Source organism: Nonomuraea sp. NPDC049714 (assembly GCF_044465295.1).
Taxonomy (GTDB): Bacteria; Actinomycetota; Actinomycetes; order Streptosporangiales; family Streptosporangiaceae; genus Nonomuraea.
The window spans coordinates 236,498-261,479 of sequence record NZ_JBITLM010000011.1; the positions used below are offsets into that span (position 1 = coordinate 236,498).

Annotated in this window: 16 protein-coding genes; 9 read left to right on the forward strand and 7 right to left on the reverse strand. The window is 69.7% G+C overall.

Annotated elements, in window-relative coordinates; genetic code table 11:
• The first annotated feature begins 66 nt into the window (after positions 1–66).
• Positions 67–1,602: an ABC transporter substrate-binding protein gene (locus ACIBQX_RS36290; RefSeq protein WP_397012677.1), complete on the forward strand. Its 1,536-nt coding sequence runs from the start codon at positions 67–69 to the stop codon at positions 1,600–1,602.
• 194 nt (positions 1,603–1,796) lie between these two features.
• Here ACIBQX_RS36290 and ACIBQX_RS36295 read toward each other — a convergent pair whose 3' ends face one another.
• On the reverse strand, positions 1,797–4,085 hold the full coding sequence (locus tag ACIBQX_RS36295; protein WP_397012679.1) for a polysaccharide lyase 8 family protein: 2,289 nt from the start codon (positions 4,083–4,085) through the stop codon (positions 1,797–1,799).
• Positions 4,086–4,276: 191 nt separating this feature from the next.
• Here ACIBQX_RS36295 and ACIBQX_RS36300 point away from each other — a divergent pair, with 191 nt between their 5' ends.
• Positions 4,277–4,762, forward strand: a complete 486-nt coding sequence (locus tag ACIBQX_RS36300) for a hypothetical protein (RefSeq protein WP_397012681.1) — start codon at positions 4,277–4,279, stop codon at positions 4,760–4,762.
• A 223-nt stretch (positions 4,763–4,985) separates the two neighbouring features.
• Positions 4,986–6,122, forward strand: a complete 1,137-nt coding sequence (locus ACIBQX_RS36305) for a hypothetical protein (RefSeq protein ID WP_397012683.1) — start codon at positions 4,986–4,988, stop codon at positions 6,120–6,122.
• Between the two features lie 17 nt (positions 6,123–6,139).
• Here ACIBQX_RS36305 and ACIBQX_RS36310 read toward each other — a convergent pair whose 3' ends face one another.
• Positions 6,140–7,993: a BTAD domain-containing putative transcriptional regulator gene (locus tag ACIBQX_RS36310; protein ID WP_397012685.1), complete on the reverse strand. Its 1,854-nt coding sequence runs from the start codon at positions 7,991–7,993 to the stop codon at positions 6,140–6,142.
• 411 nt (positions 7,994–8,404) lie between these two features.
• Here ACIBQX_RS36310 and ACIBQX_RS36315 point away from each other — a divergent pair, with 411 nt between their 5' ends.
• Genes ACIBQX_RS36315 through ACIBQX_RS36330 form a run of 4 tightly spaced genes read left to right on the forward strand, consistent with a single transcriptional unit; the run spans position 8,405 to position 12,282 of the window.
• A complete protein-coding gene (locus ACIBQX_RS36315; protein WP_397012687.1) occupies positions 8,405–10,882 on the forward strand; it encodes a nitrate- and nitrite sensing domain-containing protein in 2,478 nt (825 codons plus the stop codon).
• Positions 10,879–11,307: a roadblock/LC7 domain-containing protein gene (locus ACIBQX_RS36320; protein WP_397012689.1), complete on the forward strand. Its 429-nt coding sequence runs from the start codon at positions 10,879–10,881 to the stop codon at positions 11,305–11,307. The genes ACIBQX_RS36315 and ACIBQX_RS36320 overlap by 4 nt, the downstream gene beginning before the upstream one ends.
• Entirely contained in the window at positions 11,304–11,702 is a 399-nt protein-coding gene (locus tag ACIBQX_RS36325; RefSeq protein WP_397012691.1) for a DUF742 domain-containing protein, read from the forward strand. Before ACIBQX_RS36320 ends, ACIBQX_RS36325 begins: the two co-directional genes overlap by 4 nt.
• Positions 11,683–12,282 carry a GTP-binding protein gene (locus tag ACIBQX_RS36330; protein WP_397012693.1) on the forward strand — a complete coding sequence of 200 codons (600 nt, stop codon included), beginning with the start codon at positions 11,683–11,685 and terminating at the stop codon, positions 12,280–12,282. Before ACIBQX_RS36325 ends, ACIBQX_RS36330 begins: the two co-directional genes overlap by 20 nt.
• Before the next feature lie 43 nt (positions 12,283–12,325).
• On the opposite strand, the gene ACIBQX_RS36335 is transcribed toward ACIBQX_RS36330, so the two are convergent.
• The 4 genes from ACIBQX_RS36335 to ACIBQX_RS36350 all read right to left on the reverse strand — a co-directional run bounded on the left by ACIBQX_RS36335 (position 12,326) and on the right by ACIBQX_RS36350 (position 17,337).
• A complete protein-coding gene (locus ACIBQX_RS36335) occupies positions 12,326–13,306 on the reverse strand; it encodes a DUF1838 family protein (protein WP_397012695.1) in 981 nt (326 codons plus the stop codon).
• A 216-nt stretch (positions 13,307–13,522) separates the two neighbouring features.
• Positions 13,523–16,189, reverse strand: a complete 2,667-nt coding sequence (locus ACIBQX_RS36340) for a tetratricopeptide repeat protein (protein ID WP_397012697.1) — start codon at positions 16,187–16,189, stop codon at positions 13,523–13,525.
• A 5-nt stretch (positions 16,190–16,194) separates the two neighbouring features.
• The gene (locus ACIBQX_RS36345) at positions 16,195–16,488 is read right to left on the reverse strand and encodes a trypco2 family protein (protein ID WP_397012699.1); all 294 of its coding nucleotides are present in this window, start codon (positions 16,486–16,488) and stop codon (positions 16,195–16,197) included.
• Between the two features lie 132 nt (positions 16,489–16,620).
• Positions 16,621–17,337, reverse strand: a complete 717-nt coding sequence (locus ACIBQX_RS36350; RefSeq protein ID WP_397012701.1) for a hypothetical protein — start codon at positions 17,335–17,337, stop codon at positions 16,621–16,623.
• Between the two features lie 253 nt (positions 17,338–17,590).
• On the opposite strand from ACIBQX_RS36350, the gene ACIBQX_RS36355 reads away from it, so the two are divergent.
• A complete protein-coding gene (locus ACIBQX_RS36355; RefSeq protein WP_397012703.1) occupies positions 17,591–17,758 on the forward strand; it encodes a hypothetical protein in 168 nt (55 codons plus the stop codon).
• Between the two features lie 85 nt (positions 17,759–17,843).
• On the opposite strand, the gene ACIBQX_RS36360 is transcribed toward ACIBQX_RS36355, so the two are convergent.
• The gene (locus ACIBQX_RS36360) at positions 17,844–20,702 is read right to left on the reverse strand and encodes a BTAD domain-containing putative transcriptional regulator (protein WP_397012705.1); all 2,859 of its coding nucleotides are present in this window, start codon (positions 20,700–20,702) and stop codon (positions 17,844–17,846) included.
• Positions 20,703–21,527: 825 nt separating this feature from the next.
• On the opposite strand from ACIBQX_RS36360, the gene ACIBQX_RS36365 reads away from it, so the two are divergent.
• Positions 21,528–24,806, forward strand: coding sequence for an AfsR/SARP family transcriptional regulator (locus ACIBQX_RS36365; RefSeq protein WP_397012707.1), 3,279 nt, complete (start codon positions 21,528–21,530; stop codon positions 24,804–24,806).
• Positions 24,807–24,982 lie beyond the last annotated feature (176 nt).

Below are 24,982 nucleotides of genomic sequence, written 5' to 3' on the forward strand. Positions count from 1 at the left end.
CGCGGACAACGCCGTGACGCATCGACCAATCGAGCCCATTCGCATCTGAAGTACGGAGAGAACGCCGTGAAACGAGCATCGGTCAAATCCGTCGGGGTCCTCGCTCTCGCCACAGGTCTCGTCCTCGCCGGCTGTGGTGCCGGCACAGGCACGTCCACGCGAAGCTCGGCGGCGCCTGCGAGCGACGCCGTCTTCACCTGGGCGGTGCCGGGCATGCCCACCTCCTTCGACCCCCGCAAGTCGGCGCCGCTGGACCCGATCTTCCTGGACGCGGTCTACGAGAGCCTGATCAACCGGACCCCGGCCGGTGAACTCGGCCCGGGCCTCGCCACCAAGTGGGAGTTCAGCGACGACAACAAGGTGCTCACCTTCACCCTGCGCGACGGGGTGAAGTTCCACGACGGTGAGGCGTACGACGCCGAGGCGGCCAAGACGTCCATCGAGGCGTTCAAGAAGAGCGGCACCCTGGTCGGGCAGTTGGCGATCCTGGACAAGGTCGAGGTGACCGGGCCGCTGGAGCTGAAGCTGACCTTCAAGGAGCCCGCCGGGTACATGCTCAACGCGCTGGCCGGTGAGGCGGGCATCGCGGTCTCGCCGAAGGCGCTGGACGCCCCCGACCTCGCCACCAAGCCGGTCGGCACCGGCCCGTTCACGGTCACCGGCCTGCAGCAGGGCAAGGTCAGCTTCACGAAGTTCGACGGCTACTGGAACGTCCAGGCGGTCGGCATCGGCGGCATGGAGATGCTCGTCTTCAACGACGAATCGACCCGGCTGCGGTCGGTGAAGTCGGGGCAGGTCGACGGCAGCAGCATCACCGGCGAGCAGATCAAGGAGGCCGAGGCGGCCGGTCTCTCGATCGTCAGCGGACCGAACACACGGTTCATGGGCCTCCTGCTGAACACCAAGGACAAGGCCCTGTCCAACCCCAAGGTCCGGGAAGCGCTGCTGTACGCGATCGACCGTGAGGCGATCAACACCAACCTGGAAGGCGGCACCTGCGTCCCCACGGTGCAGCCGTTCCCGCAGAGCCACTGGGCGGCCACGCCCGACCTGAAGGACACCAAGCCCTACTACGACGTGGCGAAGGCCAAACAGCTCCTGGCCGAGGCCGGCTACCCCAACGGCTTCGACATGGAGATCGCGTCCGGCACCACCACCTCTTACCAGACGTTGGCGCAGGTGGTGCAGGCCCAGGTGAAGCAGGTCGGGATCAACGCGTCGGTCAAGGTCTACGAGTTCCAGCAGATGATCAACGCGCGCCGGACCGGCAAGTACACCTCCGTCGTCTCCGGGATCCAGGCCGGGCGCCCGGACCCGAGTCAGTTCATCGCCGACTTCTACCTGCCGGGCGGGTCGTACAACTCCGGCGGCTACGAGCTGCCGGGCGGTAAGGAACTGCTGGCGAAGGTGCGGGCCAGCGCGGACGACACCGAGCGCGGGGCCGCGATGCGGGAGGCCTTCAACACGGTGATCAAGGACGGCCCGCCGGTGATCCCGATCTGCAACATGAACTACGTGGCCGCGTTCCGCAAGGGCGTGACCGGCTGGCAGGTGCCGGTGCTCGGCGACTACGACTTCACCAGCGTGCAGGTCGCCGGCTAGCGCCTCGTCGAACGGGGCCGCCACGGCGATGTCGTGGCGGCCCCTCTTCCACCTCCGCAGGCATCCCGCCGACCACCGAACTCATCGGCAGCGGGTGAGCGGGACCACCGACCGATCCCGGATCCGCAGCGCGGGCAGGGCCTGACTCATCTTCCCTGCTGAGCGGCTACATCGCGATCGGGGCCGGCGGGTTCTCAGACGTACACCAGCGCGGTGTGCGCGTGCCCGCGGCTGCCACCGACCTCCACCTTGACCGAGCTCTTGGCCTTACGCACGCTACGGTCGCTTTCCTTGACCGATTTCACCGGCCAGGGCAGCGTGATCTTCACCTCGTCGGCGGCCCTGGACGGGTCGGAGACCGCGAGCCGTACTCGCCTGTCATCGCGGCGGATCATGAGCGTGCACGGGCCGTCGGCGGCGAGCGGCCCGTCCGCGGTGTCGACGGTTCCCGCGCGCCAGAAGACGGCGGCGAGCACGTTGTCGCGGGAGATGGCCTGCACCGCTCCGGAGTTGGCGAGAATCTCGACCCTCCCCCCGTAGGCCACGGTCTGCGCGATGGAGGCGTCGGGCAGTACGGCGTAGGCGTAGCGTTCCTTACGCGGATCGACGCCGTGGTCGATGAGGATCGTCGTGTAGAACCTGGTGACGGGGGTGTCGTCGCCTCCGGTGGTGGCGCCCTTGTCGATGTCCTGCCAGCGGCCGGTGCGCTTCTTGCGGATCACCTTCGCGTCGACGCCGTCGAGCAGCGCGTAGCCGGCCACACCCGACAGGTGGAGCCAGCCGTCGCCCCAGGCCATGGGCGGATGCCGGTCGTGGGTGTTGCGGTTCTCCACGATGGTCTCGATGCGGCGGCCGTCGGAGGCGCCGATGCCGGTGCCGAGGGCGATCACCGCGTCGTCGAGGAGGAACCACGCCTTCTTGGCCCGCAGCGAGGAGCCGTCGGCGATCAGCTTCATGGCGGCCACGCCGTACTCGCCGTCGAGTGCGACGCCGCCCGCCCACGGGGTGGGCGGCAGGCGACGCTTGCCGTGCCGGAGATCGGCGCGTCTGCGGGTGTCGACGGTCGTGCCCGGCAGCCGGTACGGGTCGATCGTGGGCCACAGGTCGTCGTTCCAGTGGGTGTGGTCGCCGGTGTAGAGGTAGGTCATGCCGTCGCCTGTGTACCAACCGTGTAGGTTTTCCCGGTTCATGGCCTCGGCCGCGCCGATGCGCTCCGAGCTCATCGCGATCGCGTACGCCCAGGTGGGACGGCGGTGCACGACCCGGTCCATGTCTGCGAAGACGTACGTGCCCGTCATGGGCGGGCCGACCGGCACCGACGGGTCCTCCAGCAGGACCTTGGCCCGTGCGATGCTCGCCAGTGGCGCGAGCGTGTCGTAGGGGATGGCCTGGTTGCGCGTGAGCCAGCCCTTCACCAGCGGCCGCCAGCGCTGGGCATAGCGCTCGGGCGCCGCTTCCAGCAACGTGAGGATGGCCTCGACCGCCTTCTGCCCCGAGTGGTAGTCACGGTGGCCCTGCACCGAGATCTGCCGGCCGCGTACGCAGTCCATCATGAGCCCGTCGACGATGAACGGCGTGAACGAGCGATCCACGATGTCGTAGATGTTCCCGATTCCGGTGATCTCCCACGGTGACCGCGTGAGCATGGCGATCAGCTTGGCCACGCTCTCCAGGTAGTCCACGCCGTAGCTGCCGGTGTAGGGGTAAACGTCGTGCTGGATGAACGAGCCGTCACGGTAGAAGCCGTCGCCTGGGCCCCTGGTCGGCCGCAGCAGGTCGGAGACCGCGTCCCTGGCCCGCTTGACCAGGCGTGCGTCGTGGGTGAGCAATCCGCGCATCGCCACCGCCATGGCCTTGCCCGCCCGGTTGGCGCCGGTCTCGACGACGCCGGGGTGGCTGACGCGGCGCTCCGGGTCGGGGCACCAGCGGCGCAACGGGCGCAGCCAGCGCTGGAGGTGGTCCTTCGGCAGGCCGTCGTACAGCAGGGCGCAGGTGTCGGTCAGCGCGCGGGGGACGCCGATCTCCCACCAGTACCAGTTGCTGCCGCGCCGATCGAGCCTTTCGTGGTAGGCGTGCTCGTGCAGGAAGTCCAGCGCCCTGACCGCGGTCTCGGCGACCTGCCCGTCCCGGTGCATGGCGGTGCCCGGTGTGGCCCAGCCCAACGCCAGTGTGCGCATGCGGTTGTAGGCACGGTTGAAATTGCCCGTCCGGGGGTCCTCCAGCGGCAGGTCCGGCCACAGGCTCGGGCGGCCGGAGGTGGGCTTCATCTTGCGCAGCACCGCGTTGGCCGAGCCCTCGACCGCCTGCGTCTTGGCGGTGTAGGCGGAGTTGTACGACCCACCGGCCAGGAGGCTCACCCACCGCTCACGCGCGGCGTCGAACGCGGCGGTACCGACCGCCTCGGCCGGTGTGTCCCGTAGCGCTAGGCCGGCCACGGCTGCGGCGCCCAGCAGGGCGGACCGCCGACTGAGGGGATGGGTCATGGAGGCCTTTCCGACAATCAGGCAGATATCAGATAAAAGATCATATGTCGAACAAGCGGGTGGACTCTTTCGGCTCAATGCATTCTCGGCATCCGGCTGTGCGCACTTCCCCTGATTCGCGCGCTGAAGCGGCGAACTTCCGGCCGGGAGGGCGCGTCCAAGCTGAGGACGGTTCACTAAAGGAGGTCGCCATGAAGAAAGTTCTCGTAGCGGTCGTCGCGGCTGGGGCGCTCGTGCTCACCGGGACGCCTGCGCTCGCCGCACCGACGCTGGGTCCGCACGGCTATGGCAAGGTCCGGCTCGGGATGAGCGCGAAGCAGGCCGCAGCGACCGGCGCGGTCGTGCTCAAGAGCCGCGCCGGTGACGGCGCGTGCTCCGGCTGGGACCTCAAGGCCCACCCCACCGGCCGTGACAGCGTGGGGCTGTACATCTCCAAGAAGCTCGGAGTGGCCGCGATTTTCGCCGCGAAGGGGGTCAAGACTGCCAAGGGCATCGGCCTCGGCTCCACGATGCGGCAGGCCAAGAAGGCCTACCCGGCGATGCGGACGTCGGAGAGCGGAATGTCGTCCGTCGTGGTGCCCGGCAACCCCAAGGCCCGCTACCTCTTCGGCGCCTCGGCGAAGGGCAAGATCGTGGAGCTGGCCCTGATCCGCGTGAACCAGGACTGCATGGGCTGATCAGCACAGCCGGCTCCGCGCCGGTGCGGCTCTCGCGCATCGAGACTCGCACCGGCGCTGTAGGTGCCGTCACGGACGGCGCCTACACCCGGGCCTGAGGGGGTCAGATGAGGATGCGCAGGTCGGTGACGGTGTACGCCAGGATCGGGCCGGACAGGTCGCGGGCCATCGGCGGGGGCATCGGTCTCGCAGGCGCGCTGTACAGTCCGTCGCGGAGGCGTCGATGAGAACACGGTTACTGGCCGTCGTGGCCTGCCTGGTCGTCCAGGGCTGCGCCGCCGGGCCCACGTCGGCGGCCAGATCCGAGCCGCCGCCCGCCTCCGCGCTCGCCTCCGCCTCCGCGCTCGCTTCCGTCTCCGAGCCTGCCGCCGAGCTCGCGTCCGCGCCGACGCCGGCCGACGAGAAGGTCCCGCTGTCGGCGCGGTGGAAGCTCGTCCCCGGCCTGCCCGACGACCACAACTGGGAGCGAGGCCTGTACGACGTGAGCGCCGCCTCCCCGGACCGCGCCTGGGCCGCCGGCTACCAGGGCTGGGAGGACGGCGTGGAGATGACCCTGCGCCACTGGGACGGCGCCCGCTGGCGGCGATCGCCGGCGGGCCATAGCGGCAGCTTGTCGGCGGTCGACGCCGACGGGCCGGCCAACGCCTGGGCGGTGGGCGGCGGCGCCTACGACAAGCCCGTCGCCCTGCAGTGGGACGGCCGCTCCTGGCGACGCCATCGGTCGCCGTTGAAGGCGCGGGACGTCGCGGTGGACGGCGGTCGCGTCGTCCTCATCTCGTCCTCGCAGGCGGTGCAGGGGAACGGCGCCCGCTTCGTCCGGAAGCTCGTCGTCAGCCGGCCGGCCGCCGAGCTGCGCGCGGTGAGCGCGGGCGCGGGGCACACCTGGATCGCCGGAGAGCGCAGGGGGCAGCCGATGGTCTGGCACGGCTCGGCCCGCGGGTTCGAGGAGGCCGAGATGCCCGTGGTGCCGGGTGGCGGCACGCTGGGCGCCGTCTGGCAGAACAGCCCGTCCGATGTGTGGGCGGTGGGACATGCCGGGGAGAGCCCCCTCATCCTGCGGTGGAACGGCGTCTCCTGGAAGCGGGTCGAGCTGCCGCCGGACTGGCGAGGCGGGCTGACCAGCGTGACGGCCTTCGGCCCCCGCGACGTGTGGATCGCGAGCCTGCGCATCGGAACCACTCCGCGCTCTGTCGTGCTGCTGCACTGGGACGGCCGGACGTGGACGCGCGAGCGCTCGCCGTCGCCCGGCGAGGTGACCCGGGCGGTGATCGAGCGCATCCCGGGCACCTCTCAGCTGTGGCTGGCGACCTCGATCGTGGACGGCGACTCCGAGTCGATCGTCACCTACCGCCGCGGCTGAGATCAGGCGGCCGCCGTTCAGGCTCGGTCGAATCGCGGCGGTGAGGCCGTGACGCGCACGGGTTCGGGCAGATGGAGAGCGGCCTGCTCGCGGGCATAGAGGCGGATCAGGTCGTGCATCCGATAGCGGCCGGGCCCGGCGGGTTCGAGGAGGCGGGCGTCCAGGAGGTGATGGAGTGCGGTCTCGGCGCGATGTTCCGGCCAGTCGGTGAGGGCGGACGTGGCAGGCACCGTGTGAGTGGCGGTCTCCATCGAGCCGAGCAGGAGGAACGTGTGGGCGGCGTCGCGGCCCACAGGTCGCCCTGGAAGGTGCTGCAGGCTGACCGCGATACTGTCGCGGATCGCCAGGTCGGCATGTTCGAGCGCGTCAAGGCGGCTGCTGGGGTCGGCGAGCTGATCGGCCAGCTGGGTCAGCGTCCGGTCGGGCTGCGCGGCCAGGCGCGCCGCCGCGATGCGCAGCGCGAGAGGAAGACCGCCGCACTGCCGGGCGATCCGCTGCGCCGCGTCCGGTTCGGCACGGACCCGGCCGGCATCCACGATGCGGGCGAACAGCGCGGCGGCGTCGGCGGGGTCGAGCCCGGTCAGGCGCAGATGGCTCGTGCTGTCGAGCGAGGCCAGGATCTGGCGGCTGGTGACGATGACCGCGCACGAGGGCCCGGCGGGGATGAGCGGCCGGACCTGGCTCGCGTCGAGCGCGTCGTCGAGGATGACGAGGAGTTTGCGCGTCGAGGTAAGGGATCGGTAGCGGGCGGCGGCCTCGTCCAGGGTGGCCGGCAGGGCGGCGCGGTCAAGCCCGAGCGAGCGCAGCAACCGGCTCAGGGCCTCGTACGGCGACAACGGCTGAAGCCCGGCGGTGGCGGCGCGCAGGTCGACATGGAGCACGCCGTCGGCGAAGCGATCGGCGATGGTGTGCGCGGCGTGAACGGCCAGCGCGGACTTGCCGACCCCGCCGGGACCGTTGATCGCGGCGACGGCCGGCGAGCCGGGCACGATGTCGGTGAGCGTCCGGTGCAGCCAGGCGGATTCCGTGGCACGGGCGGTGAAGAACCGGGTGTCGGCGGGGAGTTCGACCGGAACGGCAGGCTCGACGACCGTGGCCCGCTGCGCGGGAGAGGTGAGGTCGAGCGCGGGATCGCGCCGGAGCACCGCCTGCCGCAGCCGGCGCAACGCCGCTCCCGGTTCGATGCCCAGCTCATCGACCATGACCCGGCGCGTCTCCTGGTACACCGCGAGGGCTTCGGACGTCCGGGCGGCCCGATACAGCGCCAGCATCAGCTGGGCGCGGGATCTCTCCCGCAGCGGGTGGGCCTCGACGTGGGCGGTGAGCACCGGCACCGCCGCGTGGTGATCGCCGGCTGCCAGGCGCAGGTCGATGTGGTCCTCCAGCGTGGCCAGGCGCTCCTCTTCCAGCCGGGCGGACTCGACCTGGGCCCATGAGGCGGTCAGGCCGGCCAGCGCGTCACCTCGCCACAACGCCAAGGCCCGTCGGAACAGCACGTCGGCCTTGGTGATCTCACCGTGCGCCCGTGCGGCACGGGCCTGACGGCCCAGGAGCGAGAACAGGTGGGCGTCGACGCGCTCGCACGCGAGGTTCAGCTGGTAGCCGCCGGAGACGGTCGCGATGACGTCGTCGTCCTGGTACGGCGAGAGCAGGCCGCGCAGCTTCGAGACCACGATGTGCAGTTGCTTGCCCGCCGTCGTCGCCGTGCCCTGGCCCCACACCTGGGCGAGGAGTTCGTCCGCGGAGACCGGCTGCCCGGCGCTCAGCGCCAGCCTGGTCAGGACCCCGACTCGCCGCTCACCGGTCAGTCGCACCGGCTCATCGTCCGCCGTGGTCTCCCACGGCCCCAAGATCTTGATTTCCAGTCCCATCAGGCTCTCCTTGTCATCGTGGACAGCCGACGCGAGCGGACGGAGAGGCCTGCCCGTGGGGGCGGACGGCCAGAGCGCGGACGACTCGCCTGGAACGGCGTCATCGCCAGGCGGCGCGGACGACTCGCCTGGAACGGCGTCATCGCCAGGCGGCGCGGTCGTCATCGACACCGCCCCCGCGTCGCAGGGATCCCCCCGGGCTCGCCACGACTGATCACCACTCTAGGAAGGCAGAGGGCGCGCCGGTGTCCGGTGAACGTCCTACAACGAGGGCACCGTACGGTCGGGCTCGGCGAGCCGGCGACGCGATCCGGGCCCGATCGCGCGTGAGACGGCGATACCCGGGACTTCCGGCCCAACCTGCCGTATAGCTACTATCAGGCACCAATCGCCTACATGGCGACTTTCGTCATGGACTTACAGATCGGCGAGGAGAGTGTCCCGCACGTGGCTGAATTGGGCAGGGCCGGGCGACGACGGACGGGCGCCATGGGCGACGGGACCGGGCCTGCGGGGTCAGCCGGCGGCGGTCCGCGGCGACTGACCGGTGTCCGCCGGCTGCCGTTGCGTACCGTACTGCTCATCGTCGTCTTCGTGCCGAGCCTGACCTTCACCCCGCTCCTGGCCTCGGGCATGTACCAGCTGGCCACACAGTGGCAGGCGGAGCAGACCCAGATGGAGCTGGCCACCACCGGCGCCGGCAGACCCGCGTCCGACCTGTTCTTCAGCCTTGATCAGGAGCGACGGCTCACCGCGGAGGTGCTGGGCGGCCCGAGCGGTGCCGCCCGCGGCAAGCTCGCCGAGCAGCGTGCGGCGACCGACCGGGCCGTGCGGGCGTTCCGTCCCCTGACCGCCCTGGACGACTCCGACGCGCAGGAAGGGCTCGCCGACGCCGTCACCCGCACCGAACGCGGCCTCGCCCTCCTCGATCAGCAGCGCCGGGCGATCGACGCCGGCCGGTCCAGCACGGAGCGCGCGTTCGACTACTACAGCAGTGTCCTCGAATCAGACCTCAGCGTGCTGACCGCCCTCGGCAATACCGGCGAGGGCCAGGTGAACAGCAAGGCGCAGACGCTGACCGACCTCTTCTGGGTCGTCTACACGCTCGGCAGCGAAGACGCCTTGCTGGCCGGCGGCTGGGAGACGGGCACCCTGACGAGGAGCGAGTACGGCCTCGTCACCGACGCCATCGGCGCCAGGAAGCACCTCATGCGGTCCCGGGTGCTTCCGGCTCTCACGGGCAACGAGACCCCGTACGCGAAGGTGACGGACGGCAGGGCGTGGGAGGCCATGTCCGCCCTGGAAGGGCGGCTGATCGCCGCCGGGAGCGCCGCCGAGGGCGATGAGGTGACGCTCCGCGACGACGGCGCCAGATGGCGTGCCGCGGTGGACGCGGTCAGCGTGCAACTGCGGCAGCTCCTGAGCCTGCGATCCGAGAATGTCGGCCGGATGGGCTACGATCACGCCGACATGATCTTCATGATCTTCATCAGCATCTCCACCGTGGGCCTGCTCGCCCTGGGGCTGGTGTTCTACACGAGCTGGCGGCTCACCGCCATTCTTCGCCGGCGCATCCTCCACCTGCGCGAGGACGCCCAGGAGCTCCAGGAGCGGCTGCCCGACGTGGTCGCCCGGTTGGAGCGGGGTGAGGACGTCGACGTGGACGCGGAAGTACGCACGCTCCGGCCCACCCCGGACGAGCTCGGCGAGCTCGGGCAGGCCCTCAACCTGGCCAGCCGCAGCGCCGTCCTCACCGCCGTGCGGCAGGCCGAACAGCACCGTGGCTTCCAGCGCATGCTGCAGCGCATCGCGCGCCGCACCCAGATCCTCATCGGCCTGCAGCTGAAGAAGCTGGACGAACTGGAGCGCAAGCACGAGGACCCTGAGGTGCTGGAGGGCCTGTTCGACCTGGACCACCTCGCCGCCCGGCTGCGCCGCTACGAGGAGAACCTGGTGATCCTCGGCGGCGGGCAGCCGCAACGCCGCTGGCGCAAGCCGGTCCACCTGCTCGATGTCCTGCGCGCCGCGCAGGGCGAGGTCCAGGACTACAGCCGGATCTCGATCGACGTCGAGGGCGAACCCTGGATCGGGGAGCGCGCGGTGCAGCCGCTGGTCCACGTCCTGGCGGAGCTCATGGAGAACGCCACCACCTTCTCCAAGCCGCTGACCCCCGTCGAGGTGCGCGCCGCGCCGGTCAGCCGGGGCGTCGTGGTGGAGATCGAGGACCGCGGCCTGGGCATGGAACCCGAGCAGTACACCGCCGCCAACGCCCTGCTGCGGTCGCCGCCGCGGCTCGACGTGCTCACCCACGCCGACGACGTGCGTCTCGGCCTGTACGTGGTCGCTCGGCTCTCCGCGAACCTGGGCCTCCAGGTGGAACTGCGGCCGTCGGCCTTCGGCGGCAGCCGGGCCATCGTGCTGCTTCCCGAATCGCTGGTGGTGGACCGCCCGCGTACGGCACCCGGGCCGGCCACGCTCCCCGGCAAGGCCCCCAGGGCCGCCAACGGCGCACCGCCCCGCCCTCGGGAGGAAACCCCGCCCCACGAGAAAGGTCCGCTGCCGGCCCGCTCCCGAGGACGTGCGATGGCGTCCGTGACGACACCGGAAGGATCGCCGGACCAGGACGACGCCGCAGCGTCACCCGACAGCCGGCCGCTGCCCCAGCGGGTGCGCCAGGCCAGCCTGGCGGCCGAGCTCAAGGTCCCGGCGGACCGGGCCGAACCGGCCGGGCAGGAGTCCTGGACCGTACCCGACCAGCCCCGCCGATCCGGTGCCGCGATCGGTGCCTTCCAGAGGCAGTCACGCCTCCGCCGCACCGGCGACGACGCCTCTCAGCCCCGGGCGAACGGATCCCCCGAGCCCGGTTCCCCTACGACGGAAGATCGATGATGACGCAGCGCACCACCGCCACCGACACGGACCTGGACTGGCTTCTGGACGGCTTGGTCGATCAGGTCGCGGGCTCCCGGCACGCCGTCGTGCTGTCCGACGACGGCCTGGTGGTCAGCCGGTCCCGGACCATCGAACGCGCGGACGCCGAACGCCTGGCCGCGATCGCCACCGGCCAGCAGAGTCTGGCGCGCGGTGTCGGCCAGCTCTTCAACGGCGGGCCGGTCCACCAGGTCATCATCGAGATGGCCGATCTGTGGTTGTTCATCACCGCCGCGGGCCGGGGAACCCATCTGGCGGTGGTCGCGTCCCAGGAGGTCGACGCCGAGCTGATGAGCGTCGCGATGCACACCCTGATCCAGCAGGTCGGCCAGAAGCTGGGGACCGGCGTGCGCACCCCGAGTGATGGGGAGAGACACGGATGAAGCACTGGACAGAGGGCTTCGAGGACGATGACGCCGACGAGCCCCTTGTCCGTCCCTACACGATCACCGGCGGGCGAACCGCTCCCGAGCGGGACGACCTGACGCTGATCACTCTGGTGGCGACGATGCCTGCGGTCTCGCCGGGGAGTGGACGCGGCCTGAAGAGGATGCAGCCGGAGCACCGCGCCATCCTCGCTCTGTGCGAGCGGCCCCTGGCGGTGGCCGAAGTCGCCGCCGCGCTGAATCTCCCGGTGTCCGTGACGAAGATCCTCATCGGCGATCTGATCGAGTCGGGTCAGCTACTGAGCCGGCCACCGCTGGCGTTCACACAGGCAGGCGGCATTCCCGAGATGGCGATCCTTGAGGCGGTGAGAGATGGGTTACGCAGACTCTGACCACGGCGACGTTGCTCCTCTGGCGGTGAAGGTCCTGATCGCCGGTGGTTTCGGCGTCGGGAAGACCACGCTGGTCGGCGCGGTCAGCGAGGTCGCCCCGCTGCGTACGGAGGAGTACCTGACCCATGCCGGCGTCGGCGTCGACGATCTGAACGGCGTGGGCGGCAAGTCCACCACCACCGTCGCGCTGGACTTCGGCCGCATCACCCTCAACAGCGAGCTCGTGCTCTACCTGTTCGGCACGCCGGGACAGGAACGCTTCTGGTTCCTGTGGAACGACCTGGTCAACGGCGCGATGGGCGCGATCGTCCTGGTCGACACCCGCCGGCTGGACGTGAGCTTCGCGTCGATCGACTTCTTCGAGAGCCGCGGCATCCCCTTCGTCGTCGGCGTCAACTGCTTCCACGGCGTGCTTGACCGGACGCAGGAAGAGATCCGGCGCGCACTCGACCTCGATCCGGAGGTGCCGCTGGTGCTCTGTGACGCCCGCGACCGGACGGCAGGGCGCGATGTGCTGCTGGTGCTCGTCGACCATTTGATGGCCGCCCAGTCCCGTGGCACACCGCACCCCGTGGCCTGACCTGGCCGTGCGGTCGCGGGCGATCGCGGAGGATCGCGGACGATCAGGGGCGGCCGTTGGCGGCGCACCAGCCTGCCCAGGTGGTGGCGCCCTTGCCGAGCTGCTTGTTGTAGAAGGACGTCCAGGAGTTCTCGCTCGGCCCCGGCTCGCCGGGGGCGGCCTTGAACAGCGGATGGTTCTGGTCGACCTCGGCTCGCAGCCACGGCTCGATGTCGCCGTAGGAGTCCAGCGACCAGCTGCGGGCATGGTAGGTGAGCTGACCGCGCACGTCGGTCTCCGGCAGGCACATGAACGGCGCCCACGGGCTGGTCCGCGCCCAGCTGATCTTCGTCTCCATCGCGCCGGACGGGACGCCGGCGCTGGTGCGCGCCGCCACCTCGTGCTCGTCGACGGAGAAGTCGAACATCTCCTGCGCCGCGTACACGCCGCCGGTCAGGCCGAACCGCTCGCCGAGCGTGGCGCCGAAGTCCGCGCGTACGCCGATGTCGCTGGTCCAGACGGTCTCGTCGTGCAGCTCGCGCAACGGCGGACCCGCGAAGGACGAGGTGATCGGGAACGGGCCGAAGTTGACCGTGTCATTGTTGATGGGGACGACCGGGTACGTCTTGCCGTCGATCGGGTTCTTCCACTCGCGCACGACGCGCTGCGGATCCGCCGGGTCGGTGTAGAAGACGATCTCCCGGGAGAGCTGATAGAGCTGGTTCGTGCCAGGTACCCGGTACAGCCGCCGGATGTTGTAACCCTCGATGTTGAAGAGTTTCTGGCCGTGCCGCAGCGCCGGGTCCAGGCTGTTGCCCTCGATGTTCGCGTACACCGATCCGGAGATCCGGAACACCATGTCCTTCCCGTCCGGACGCCCGAACGTCTGGAGGGACAGTTTCCCGCTCTTGTCGGTGACCGTCGCGTAGACCGGCCCGGGGTGTGTGGGGACGGCGGAGCGGTCGTCCGCCGCCGCGTTCGGCACGCCGGTGCCGAGGATCAGGACGACCAGCGCCGACAATCCGGTGATACCTCGCTTGATCACGTACACCCTTTCATGCGAAGAAGACAGCGAACAGCGCCATATTGTGATCACGCCGAGCGGAGGATTGTCCAGGGCGGGGTGGGCCGGCCGTTGGAGAGGCGCGTCACTTTGAAGACGCCGGGCCGGCCCCGGAAGTAGGGCGTGTCACTGTTGTCGCGGGCGCCGGCCGCGACGCCCGGCCCCTGGACGGTGACCGTCAAGGGACCGGGGCGCGGCTCAGGAGGGGATCCGGTCGAGGGCTGCCTGAATCTCCTCCTCCCGCCGGGGAATGCCGATCGCGCGGACCAGGTCCAGAGCCTCGGTGAGCGCCTCGCGGGCCTCCGCCGGGCTGCCGCTGTGGACGTGGATGTCGCCGAGAATGGTCAGCATGGTCGCCAGCCCGGCCCGGTCGCCGACCTCACGATGGAACGCGAGCGGCCCGGTCATGATCTCCTCGGCGTCGTGGTGACGGCCCGCCTGGTCGTAGGCCAGCGCCAGGTGCCACTCGCACCACACCACCCCGGCCCGGTCATCATGCCGCCGCCTGCTCATCCCAAGCGCTTCCTCCAGCACGCGTACCGCGTCCGCGGGCCGCCCCGCCTGCACATAAGCGTCCGCGACGTGCGCCGACAGCCAGATCAGGGCGCTCTCGTCACCCTGGCGCCGGTAGATGTCACCGGCCTCGGCGTAGCGGCCGAGGGCGTCCTCGGGTCGCCCGAGGTCCAGCTGAAGGTCCCCGTAATGGGTCAGGACCCAGCCTGCCACGCCGTCGTCGCCCAGCGCCCGGGCGATCTCCAGGGCGCGGTCGTACAGTCGCGGCGTGTCCGCGCCGCGACCGAGGATGCGGCGGGCCTCGGCCAGGTGGACGAGCGAGCCGAGCTCGGCGCGCTCGTCCTCCGCCTGCCGGGCGGCGGTCACCGCCATGTCCTTCACCTCCTCCATCCCCTCCCAGTGACTTCGGTGGAACAGCAGGCCGTAGAGCGACCCGGCGACGCGCAGCACCAGATCCCAGTCCCCCGCGTCGTACGCGGCGCGAACGGCGGCGTGCACGTTCGCGTCCTCCTCGGCGAACCAGGCGATCGCCTCGTCGGGCGGGCGCTCATGGGCTCCGGGGAGCGACATCCAGCCGTGCAGCCGGTCGGCGTGCCACTCGACGGAACGGCGCAGCACGGCATGGCGGTCGGCCGGGGAGTCCGTCTGCTCGGCGTTCTCCCTGGCGTACAGCCTGAGCAGGTCGTGCAGCCGGTAACGGTCGCCGTCGCGTCCGGCGCTCTGGAGCAACTGCAGGTCGACCAGCTCGCCCAGCAGGCGCTCGGCGTCGGCCACGTCCAGGCCGGCGGCCCTGGCCACCAGTTCGGCGCCGAAGCCGACACCGGGGAGCAGGCCGAGGAGGCGAAACAGCCGCCGCGTGTCCTCCGGCAGACCGTTGTAGCTGACCGCGAAGCTGTTGCGCACCCCCCGATCCTTCCCGGCCAATTGGGAAATACGTGTACGTTCGTCGGCCAGGAGAGCGACATAGGAGGACAAGGGGCGTTTCTCCAGCGCGGGAGAGGACACCTTCTCCCCCGCCATGCGGATGGCCAGCGGAAGGCCGTCGAGCATGGAGAGAATGGTCCGCGCCGTGTCGGATTCGCGGGCGACCCGGCCGGCGCCGACGATCTGCTCGAACATCCGCAGCCCGGTCGCGGCCGGCAGTTGATCGACCGCCAGCCGGGACGCCCCGTCGATCGACAACGCCGACCTGCTGGTCAGGATCGCCGCGCTGCCCGGGGACTGAGGGAGCAGCGGGAGAATCTGCTTCTCGTTCGTCACGTTGTCCAGAACCAGAAGGCTGGGGCCGTCGCGCAGGAACTCCTGAAGAGTCTTCTTCCGTCCCTCGCGGTCAGGGGGCAGATCGCCGACGTCCATCCCGAATCCGCGGAGTATCCGGATCATCGCGGCGTCCGCCGAGACCTCCCAGGCCTCGCTCCGCCCGAGTTCCACCATGATGCGGGCGTGCGGGAACACCGGCCCCAGCCGGTGTGCGAGCTGAATGGCCAACTCGGTCTTCCCGATCCCGGCCATGCCGTACAGCACGAGCACCGGCACGGTGTCCGCGAGCCGGCGGGTCACCCGCTCACCGGCCTCCGCGATGAGCCGTTCGCGGCCGGTGAAGTCGGCGAGCGGACGGCGCAGATCCTGATGCCTGGAGACGGCACGGGGAACGGCCCGCCCCGGCAGAACGGCCCAGGTCTGCGGATCGGAGTGCCACCACGGGCCGACGTCCCCCGCGACGTCGGCCAGGCGGGTGAGCGGTGACAGGGTCAAGGTCGAGGAGCCCTCGCTCAGGCGGTGTTCGATGACGACCCCGACGGCCACCGGGTCGCCGAGCACGTCCCTGCCGAACACCACCGCGCCCGACATGCCCTCCCACGCCGATTCGCCCCGGCCCTTGACCTGCTCCGGAGTCGAGGTGCTCCGCAGTTCGAGCAGCTCGCTGCGCAGGTGAGAGCCGGTCGGGATCACCCCGCCGATGTGGGAGGTGTCGCGCAGCGGGACGGTTCGCCCCAGCTGCTCGGTCTCTCTCCAGCGCGGGAATCCGATCGCCCAGCACTCCTCGATGGCATGGGCCAGGGAACGATCGACGCGAGCGAACCGGATCGGGGTGAGACCGGCCAGTCCGGGGATCTCGGCCGTCCCGAGCAGGGCGAGATCGTGCCCGGCGTCGGCGTAGAGGACCTCGGCGGGCACCTCGGCGTGGTTCAGCAGCCGTACCGAGATCTCCCCGGCCACGACGCCGCCGTCGCACACGTTGTGCGCGGCCGTGAGGACCCGCCGGTCGGCGGCGAGGAAACCCGAACCGACCGTCCAGGTGCCGTCCTCACGCCACCAGAGCACCTCGACAGCGCGTCCGGTGATGTCCACCGGCGTCAGGGCTTCTCGGTGAACTCGCGGGTCACGCGCACGGGACGCCCGGCCCGGTCGACCGGAGCCTCCAGCGTCAGCGTCACCCGCTGGATCTCCTCCTTTTGGTACGAGCTCTCGCCGCCCAGCTCCAGGACCCAGAACTTGGCCTTGCCCTGGCCGCCGGTCTCGCGCGTGACGCCGATGTTGAACTCGACCTGCACCTGCCCCACCTCGAACCGGACGTCGGCATCCCGTGCGGCGCGCATCGCCTCGGTCAGTTCTTCGCGCAGCGCGGCGATGGTCGCGGCAAGCGGCATCTCTCCCACAGTGCACCCTCCGCAGGGTTCAGGCCCCAGGCCCCTCATGGCTCTCAGTTGTGCATCGCTGCGGAAGGTAACCATGTTTCTGCGTTCTGGCGGAAGCCCGAGACCCGTCGCGCGTGCGCGGGCTCAGCCGTACATCCCCAGGACGTAGGCGCCCGGTATCAGCGCGATGGTGAGGGCGGCGGCCCACCAGCGGGGGGCCGGGCCGTCCTTCAGCATCCCCACGCCGAGGGGCACCAGGGCGGCGGCGAGGCCGGCCAGGGCGACCAGTGAGATCGGGTCGCTGCTGCCCTTCAGCACGCCCAGCGGCAGCGCGTGCCCCAGCGCCAGTGCCACGCACCTGACCACGCCGAGCGCATGGGGGCCGAACGCCCGGGACCGGTAGGCGCCGATGGCGAGCACGATCCAGCCGGCCATGATGCAGATGTTGACGGCTTTGAAGGCGTGGAACGCGCCGTAGGTGTCCGTGACCGCCCGTTGCGCCTCTTTCAGCCCGAGCTCGTCCACCAACTGGAAGGCCAGATGGCTCACCCCCGCGTGGAAGATCCGCCCGAACAGCCCGAGCACGACCAGCGTGACGCCCCACCGGGCCCAGCCCGGGTGGGTCACGCTGATCGACCGGGCCAGCGCGGTGGTCGCCGGCCACAGCAGCACGACGCCGGCGGCGAACAACCCGTAGGACACGGCCATCCGCCCTGGATCGGTGGCATAGGCGGCGAGCTGGCCGGGGAAGAAGTCATCCTCGCCGATCCGGGTGAGCACCCCGGCGAGGAGGAGCAGCGGCCCCAGCACCGCCCCGGCACCCTCGACCCAACGGCCGGGAATCGTCCGTGTCATCGTCATGCCGACCATTGAAACGACGGCACGGCCCAGGCACACACGTGCTGGCGCGACAATCGACGGTATACCCAGGACTACCATCCGGCCGAGGGCCTGGCGAACCCCGGTGCCGGACTACCGGACGGTCATGCAGGGAGAGATCTGCCCCGGCCAAGCCGCGCCCAGTACCCCCGAAGCGGGTGACGGTAAGCGATCGAAAGCGAAACAAAAGCCGCCTTCACTAGAGTCGCCTCCGTGACCTGAAGGGAGGGGCAACGTGCGGAAGATCCTGATCAGCCTGGGCATCACCGTGGCGGTCGCGACGGGCGCCACCGCCACAGCGGAAGCAGAGAATTGGGACCTGGCCTGCAAGAACTACAAGATGGACGGGCTCTGTGACATGTCCTGGACTGAGGAGACCATGGGCAAGCCGCTATCGGCTTGAGCCTGGCGGCGGCTGCCGATCTCGCTTCCCAGTGCGCGAACGCCGTCCCCGCCACCGTTTCGGAACCCGCCACTGCGCCCCTGGCTCAGCGTGATCGGGCCAGGGCCTCCGCCGCCTTCGCCCGCCAGCGTTCCGCCTCCATGTCGGTGAACAGCGCGTGTGCCTTCTCCAGGTGAGCCACCCCGCCGGGGTCTCCCTGCTGGCTGAGCAGCAGGCCGAGCGACAGCCTCGTTCGGCCCTCGATGTGCCGTTCTCCTAGCTCCTGGGCCATGGCCAGAGCATGTGACAGGACACGTTCGGCCTGGTCGACCCGGCCGAGGGCGGCCTGCGCCTCGCCTGTCCCGTGCAGGACGTACGTCTCACCGATCCGGTCCCGGATGCTGCGGACGATGGCCAGGGCTCCTTCGAACTCCTCCAGCGCGCGCGGGGCGTCGCCGCGCAGCAGGGCGAGGTCGGCGATGCGCTTCAACGCCTGGGCCTCGCCGCGGGGAACACCCTCGTCCCTGAAGATCGCCAGTGCGCGGTCGAGCAGCGGCTCCGCCTCACCCAGGCGGCCCTCTTCGAGATGGATGGCCGCGATGCTCACCAGGACGTGGCCTTCGGCCGCCGGGTCACCCACTGCCTCCAGCAGCGGCAGTGCCTGCCTGTATCTGTCGAGCGCCACGTCGACCTCGCCCCTGACCCGCATCGAGAGCGCCAGGTTACGCAGGGCCAGCGCCATGCCGTGCACCTCTCCGATCAGCTCGAAGATGTCGATCGCCTGGACCAGCAGAGGTTGTGCCTCGTTGTACCGCTGCTGGAAGATGGCCAGTGTGCTCAGTGAGTACAGCATGGCCCCCTCTCCGCGCGTGTTGGCGGCCCTTCGGCAGGACTCGAGCGCGATCTCGGCGACGGTGCGCCACTCGTCGTAGTACGCCCGGACCTCGAAGAGGGTGATGGCGGTCATCGCGATGTTCCAGCACAGCTCGTCGAGGTCGTGCGCCGCCGCCTGCCGTACGCTCGCCAGGAGCGTGGTGCGCTCGTCCTCCAGCCACCCGAGAGGGTCGTTCCCGAACAGCGCGTCGGCCAGACCGTCGTCCTGGGAATCACCCGTGTCCTTGCCCCGCAGGAGGGTGAAATGCCCGCCGTAGGAACGCTGGTGCGCGCGGTCGGCCAGAAAGAGGAAGCGCTTGCAGGCACGCTCGACCGCCGTCCGGCGCTGCTCCTCGCCGTCGCCGGTGAGGGCGCTTTCGCCCGCGTACGCACGCACGAGGTCGTGCATGACGTATCTCTGGCCTCTGCGGACCAGCAGCGAGGCGTCGACCAGCTCATCGAACGCGTCCTGGGCCGCGTCGTCGCCGAGCAGCGCCTCGCCGAGCCAGTGGGCGATCTGCGGGCTGCCGAGCAGCCCGATCCGCCGGAACAGCCTCTGGGCCTTGCGTGACAACCCTTGGTAGCTGACGTCGAGGCTGGCCCGTATCTCAAGATCACCATGACTGAGAACGTCCAGCATGGTGCGGGAGTCGCTGAGCAGGTCCACCAGGGTCCGGACGGTCCACTGCGGGCGAACGGCGAGCCGCGCGCCCGCGATGCGCAGCGCGAGCGGCAGGCCGCCGCACTGCTCGGCCAGCGTCCTGACGGCGTCGGGCTCCAGCGCGGCGCGATGGGCGCCGATGTCGTGGGTGAGCAGTTCGACGGCGCCCTCGTTGCCGAGAACGTCGAGGCGGACCACCCGGTGCTCCGGCAGCCCGATCGGGTGGTGCCGGCCGGTGATCAGGACGGCGCTGGGAGAACCGCCGGGAAGCAGGGGCCGGATCTGTTCGAACGACCCCGCGTTGTCGAGGAGCACAAGCACGCGGCTGCCGGCCACGGTGGAGCGGAACAGAGCGCCTCGCTCCTCCAGCAGCCGGGGTATCACCGTGACCCCCAGCGCGCGGAGGAACTGGCTCAGCACGTTGGTCGGCTGCAGCTCGCCTTCGCGCAGGTCGATGTAGAGCTGCCCGTCCGGGTAGCTGGGCGACAACCGGTGCGCCGTCTGGAGTGCCAGCTCGGTCTTGCCCACCCCGGCCCTGCCGACGATGGCGGCGATGGGTAACCCGGTACCCGCGCCTGTTTCGTCGAGCAGCGAGCTGATCCGACGCATCTCGACCTCGCGCCCGGACAGCCGCGAGATCATCGGAGGGAGCTGCCTCGGGACGGGCGTCTGGCTCACGATCGCCGGCCCGCTGTCGAGCTCCGCGTTCTGGTTGAGTATGGCGAGCTCAAGCCGGCGTAGTTCATCCCCCGGCACCAGACCGAGCGTGTCCTGCAGCATCACCCGATAAGCGCGGAAGACGTCGAGTGCTTCGGCCTGTCGTCCCGAACGGTAGAGCGCGAGCATGAGGAGGCCGTGTAACCGCTCGCGTAGCGGGTTGTCGCGGACGAGGCCGCGTAGCTCGGCGACCAGTTGCTGATGGCGGCCCTCGCCGAGTTCGAGTTCGATGCACTGCTCGTGAGCGAGCAGGCGGCGTTCCTGTACGCCGTGCACGATCCTCTGGACCAGGTCGCTTCTGACGTTGGACAGCATGGGGCCCCGCCATAAGGCCAGTGCCGCGCGCAGGGTCCTGGCCGCTTGGGCGGGATTCTCCAGTCGGGCCTGCTCGGTCAGCTCGTCGAAATCGGTGAGGTCGAGTTGCCCGCGTTCGACTCTCAGCCGGTAGCCGGGAGGCTTGGTGATGAGGAGACGGTGCGGCTGAGCGGTATCGCCGAGCAGGCGGCGCAGCTGGGAGATCCGGATCTGGATCTGATTCCGGGCGGTCTCCGGGGGCGCCTCACCCCAAATGGCCTCGATCATTCTGTTGACGGGCACAATTCGATTGGCGTCGAGTAGCATGATCGCCATGGCGACGCGCTGGAGCCCGCCTCCGAGGTGCAGCTGTTCGCCGCCCCGTTCGACCTCCAGCGGTCCGAGAATCCTGAAACGCATGATCCTCCTCCGCAAAAGATCATCCCTGGACAGGCCGCATCGCACAATACCTCCCATTTTGGCGGAGTCTGAGCATGAATCCCGTTTCCACGGTCCGCGATGATCGCCTTCCGGTAGCCGCCGGAGCAGCCGTCCGGTCATGAACCAGCCCTTGATGGAAGGCACCGGGCGCCGCAGCCGGGGTCAATCATGACAGCGCTGTAATGCCGCAGAAAATGGTATAAGTCGCCAAAAATGATCTCATTCCTGCCACCCTCTTCACGAATTGCCGCGGCAGCTCCATCCGCCCGTTCCTTTCGGCCGACGTCTCGCCCGCCTCCAGCCATCACCCCTGCCGGGAATGAGGCCGGGACCGTCACGACCGGCTCTCACGTTCACCGCCCCGTCAAAGGACATTCACCGTCGGCCGAAGCCACCCGAGGGCTTTGGGCAGGATTTGCGAGAACCCCTCAGCCTGGATCCACGGCGTGAATTCGGTTGATCGGCTACGGGTCCGGCTCCTCGACCAGGCCCGTTCTCGCGGGCAGGCGCAGAGCGATGCGGCCGCGTCCGCACCGAGCGATGCGGGCGGGAACCACCGGCCAGGTGGGCGTTGACCCGCTCTTGCACTGCGTGGCCACGGTGGCGTTCCCCCGCCCACTGGAGGGATGCGGGCTGTCGGTGAAGTTTTGACCACCGCCTCGCCCTCGGGCGATGCCCGCACGCGGGCCGCTATGTACGGGCAAAAGCGAATTGAAATCGTGTTCGAGTAGCGTCCCAGGACGTGGGACGTCGAGTCGGGAAGGAACGCGATGCACAATCACCGCCCGGACGCCGGCCGACTCGGTGACCGCATACCCACCGAAAAACGCGGAGCGGCTTCACGGAACTCAACGCGTTTCGCCTGCCGCCCGACGCCGGACAACGCCGATCTTATTCTCGGGTGCGTCATCAATGGGCGACTATAACCGCTTTCCCGTGGGACAACATCAGGCGAACAGTGATCCGGGAGCACATATGTACTTCTCAGTACTGGGGCCACTCGAAGCAGGATCAGAAAACGGCCCCATGGATATCGAAGGGATGCGCCAGAAGATCGTACTCGCCATGCTGCTCCTGGAGCCAGAGAAAGTCATCTCAACAGACCGGCTGATCGAGGCGGTGTGGGACGATGATCCCCCGCCTACGGCCCGCGAACAGATCCACTTCTGCGTGTCCCGTCTACGACGAGCGATGGGCAGGGCGCACGGCGCCCACTTGATCGAAACTCGAAAGCCTGGCTATCTGCTGCGGTTGGACGGCTGCACCCTCGACACCCGGTTGTTCGACGCCCGCGTCGCCGAAGGCCAGCGCGCCCTGCGCAATGGCGATCCCGCCCGATTCGTTGCCGGCATGCGGGGAGCGCTGGCGCTGTGGCGGGGAGCGGCGTTGTCGGACATATCAGCCCCGTTGGTCCAGCATTGTGTGGTGCACTTGGAGGAGCGCCGCCTGAGCGCCCTGGAGCAGAGCATCGAGATCGAGCTGGCCGCGGGACTGGATCAGGATCTGGCGGCCGAGCTCGCGACCCTCACCCGGCAGCACCCCTTACGTGAGCGGTTCCATGCTCTGTTCATGATGGCGCTGTACCGCCACGGGCGTCAGGCCGAAGCGCTGGACGTCTATCGGAACATCCACCGCGTTCTCACGGCTGAACTGGGGATCGAGCCGAGCGCGGATCTTCGATCACTGCACCGGGAGATGCTGGCCGGTGAACACATCTTCGGGCAGGCCCCCTTACGGGTGGGGTCCGTGCCCTTCGGCAACAGCATCGATCCGGCACAGAAAAGGCTGGCCGAGCCGATCTCCGCACCACCGGTCCACCCGGGCGTCCCCACGCTGCTGCCGCCGGCCATCTCGGACTTCACCGGGCGCACCGACCTGATCCATACGGTTCTGACTGACGTCATCGGGACCGCGAGGGCGGGCCGAGCACTTCCCGTCGTGGTCTTCCACGGCCGAGGCGGTGCGGGCAAGACGGCATTCGTGGTCCACCTGGCGCACCTGATGGCGGCTGACTTCCCAGACGGCCAGCTGTTCGCTCACCTGCATGCCGACTCCCGGGCGGCCGATCCCGCCGATGTCCTCGGCCGGTTCTTGCGCGCCCTCGGTGTCAGCGGCTCCTCGCTGCCGCACGATGTCGAGGAACGCGGGGAGGTCTACCGGAATCTCCTCGGCAAACGCCGCATGCTGATCGTCCTCGACGATGCGGAGTCCGAGGAGCAGGTCATGCCGCTGCTTCCGGGGAGCGGGCAGTGCTCGGTGCTGGTCACCAGCCGCCGCCGGCTGACCGGCTTGCCGGCCGAGCGGATCGAGATCCCGACGATGAGCCGGTCCAGCGCCGTGACCTTGCTGGACCACGCCATCGGCGGCGAGCGAGCCCAGGCGGAACCCGAAGCGGTGGAAGACCTGTGCGATCTGTGCGACGGCCTGCCGCTCGCGTTGCGCATCGTGGCCGCCCGCCTCGCCGCGCGACCGCACTGGAAGGTGGCGGGTCTCGTGGAACGGCTCACCGACGAGACCCGCCGGCTCGACGAACTGAACCACGGCAAAATGGGAGTGCGTGCCAGCATCTCCTTGTCCTACAACTCCCTGTCCCCCGAAGCCCGCAGGCTTTTCCGGCTTCTGGCGCTCTCCGAGGCGAGCAGCTTCCCCGCCTGGGTGGGCGCGCCTCTGCTGGAGACCGGCCTGCTCCAGGCCGAAGACGCCATCGGGGAACTGGCCGAGGCGTATCTCTTCGACGTGGAATCCGGTCCGGGCCCGGACCGTTATCGGTTCCCCGCCATGATGCGGTCATTCGCACGCGAGCGGCTGCTGGAGGAGGAGAGCCCGGCAGAGCGACGTTCCGCGCTGGAACGCCTTGTCGGGTGCCTGCTGTTCTTGGCCGGCGAGGCATACCGTCGCGAGTATTCCGGTGACTACCTCCTCCCAGCCGGCCGCGCCTCCCGATGGGCGCTCCCTGCCTCGTTCCTCGATCGTGTACTCACCGAGCCCTTGGCCTGGTACGAGCAAGAGCGGCAGTTCCTCCTCGCCGGCGTCCGGCAGGCTGCGGCCGCCGGGCTGGTCGAGCACTCCTGGAACCTGGCGCTGAGCATCGTCCCCCTGTTGGAGTCGCAGTCCTATTTCTCCGACTGGCGCGAAAGCCATGCCATGGCGCTCAAGGCGGCCTGCCGGCACGGGAACCAGCGCGGCGAGGCCGCCATGCGATACTCGCTCGGCTCCTTGGACATGATCCAACGGCGACCCGGCCCGGCGACACAGCAGTTCGAGCAGGCCATGGCGTTGTACGAGCAACTCGATGACGAGCACGGCGCCGCCCTGGTGCTGCGCTACATGGCGTTCCTCAATCGTCAGAACGGGGACCTGGAGACGGCGTTGTCTCAGTGGGAGGCGGCGCTGCGCACATTCCAGCAGGTCGGCGATCGTGTCGCCGAGGCCTACGTGCTGCACAACATGGCGCAGGCGAACATCGACCTCGGCGACGACGAGGCGGCCCAGAGCCTGCTCGGCCGCGCCACCCACATCTCCGACCAGATCGGCAACCGCAGGGTCGGCGCCCAGGTGCAGCACCGTCTCGGAATGCTGCACCTGACGCGCGGCGAGTTCGTCGAGGCCGCGGAGTTGTTCACGGCGGTCCTGGCGACCACCCGCGGGTCCGGGGATCGGCTCGGCGAGTGCCACGCCCTGCTGGGCCTGGCGGAGGCCGATCTTCGGAGAGGGGCGCACCAGCAGGCCGGCCCCCTCCTGGAGCGGGCCCTGACCCTGGTGAACACGGTCGGGGACAGCGTGGTCAGGAACCGTGTCGAGCTGGCTCTCGCGGAGTGGTCACTGGTCCGCGCCGATCTGGACACCGCGCTGGCCAGGGCCGATCAGTCGGTGTCCGGTTTCGCGGAACTGGGCATGGTGTTGTTCGAGGCACGAGCCCTCATGGTCAAGGGGCGGGTGCTCGCCGCCGCCGAAGCGCCCAAGGCGGCGGAGACGGCCTGGCGGATGGCCTCCCGCTTGCTGTCGGGAACACGGCCACAGCACGTGGTGAAGGCCCGGAAGGAAATCGAGCGCCTGCTGGCCGGTCTGGCGAGTGGACGCTGATCGGTCCGGGGCAGGTCGAGTAGTCAGTCCCAAGCGGTATTCGCGGTGCGCCGGATCACCTTGGTCGCGCTCATCTCTGTCCTTTCTGGTGGCTGGCGATTTTCGCTTTTTCTTTACTTACTGAGCCGAGGGTAGGAGGGCAACCTGTTGAATCGCTTTCCGCCGCCTGCCATCCG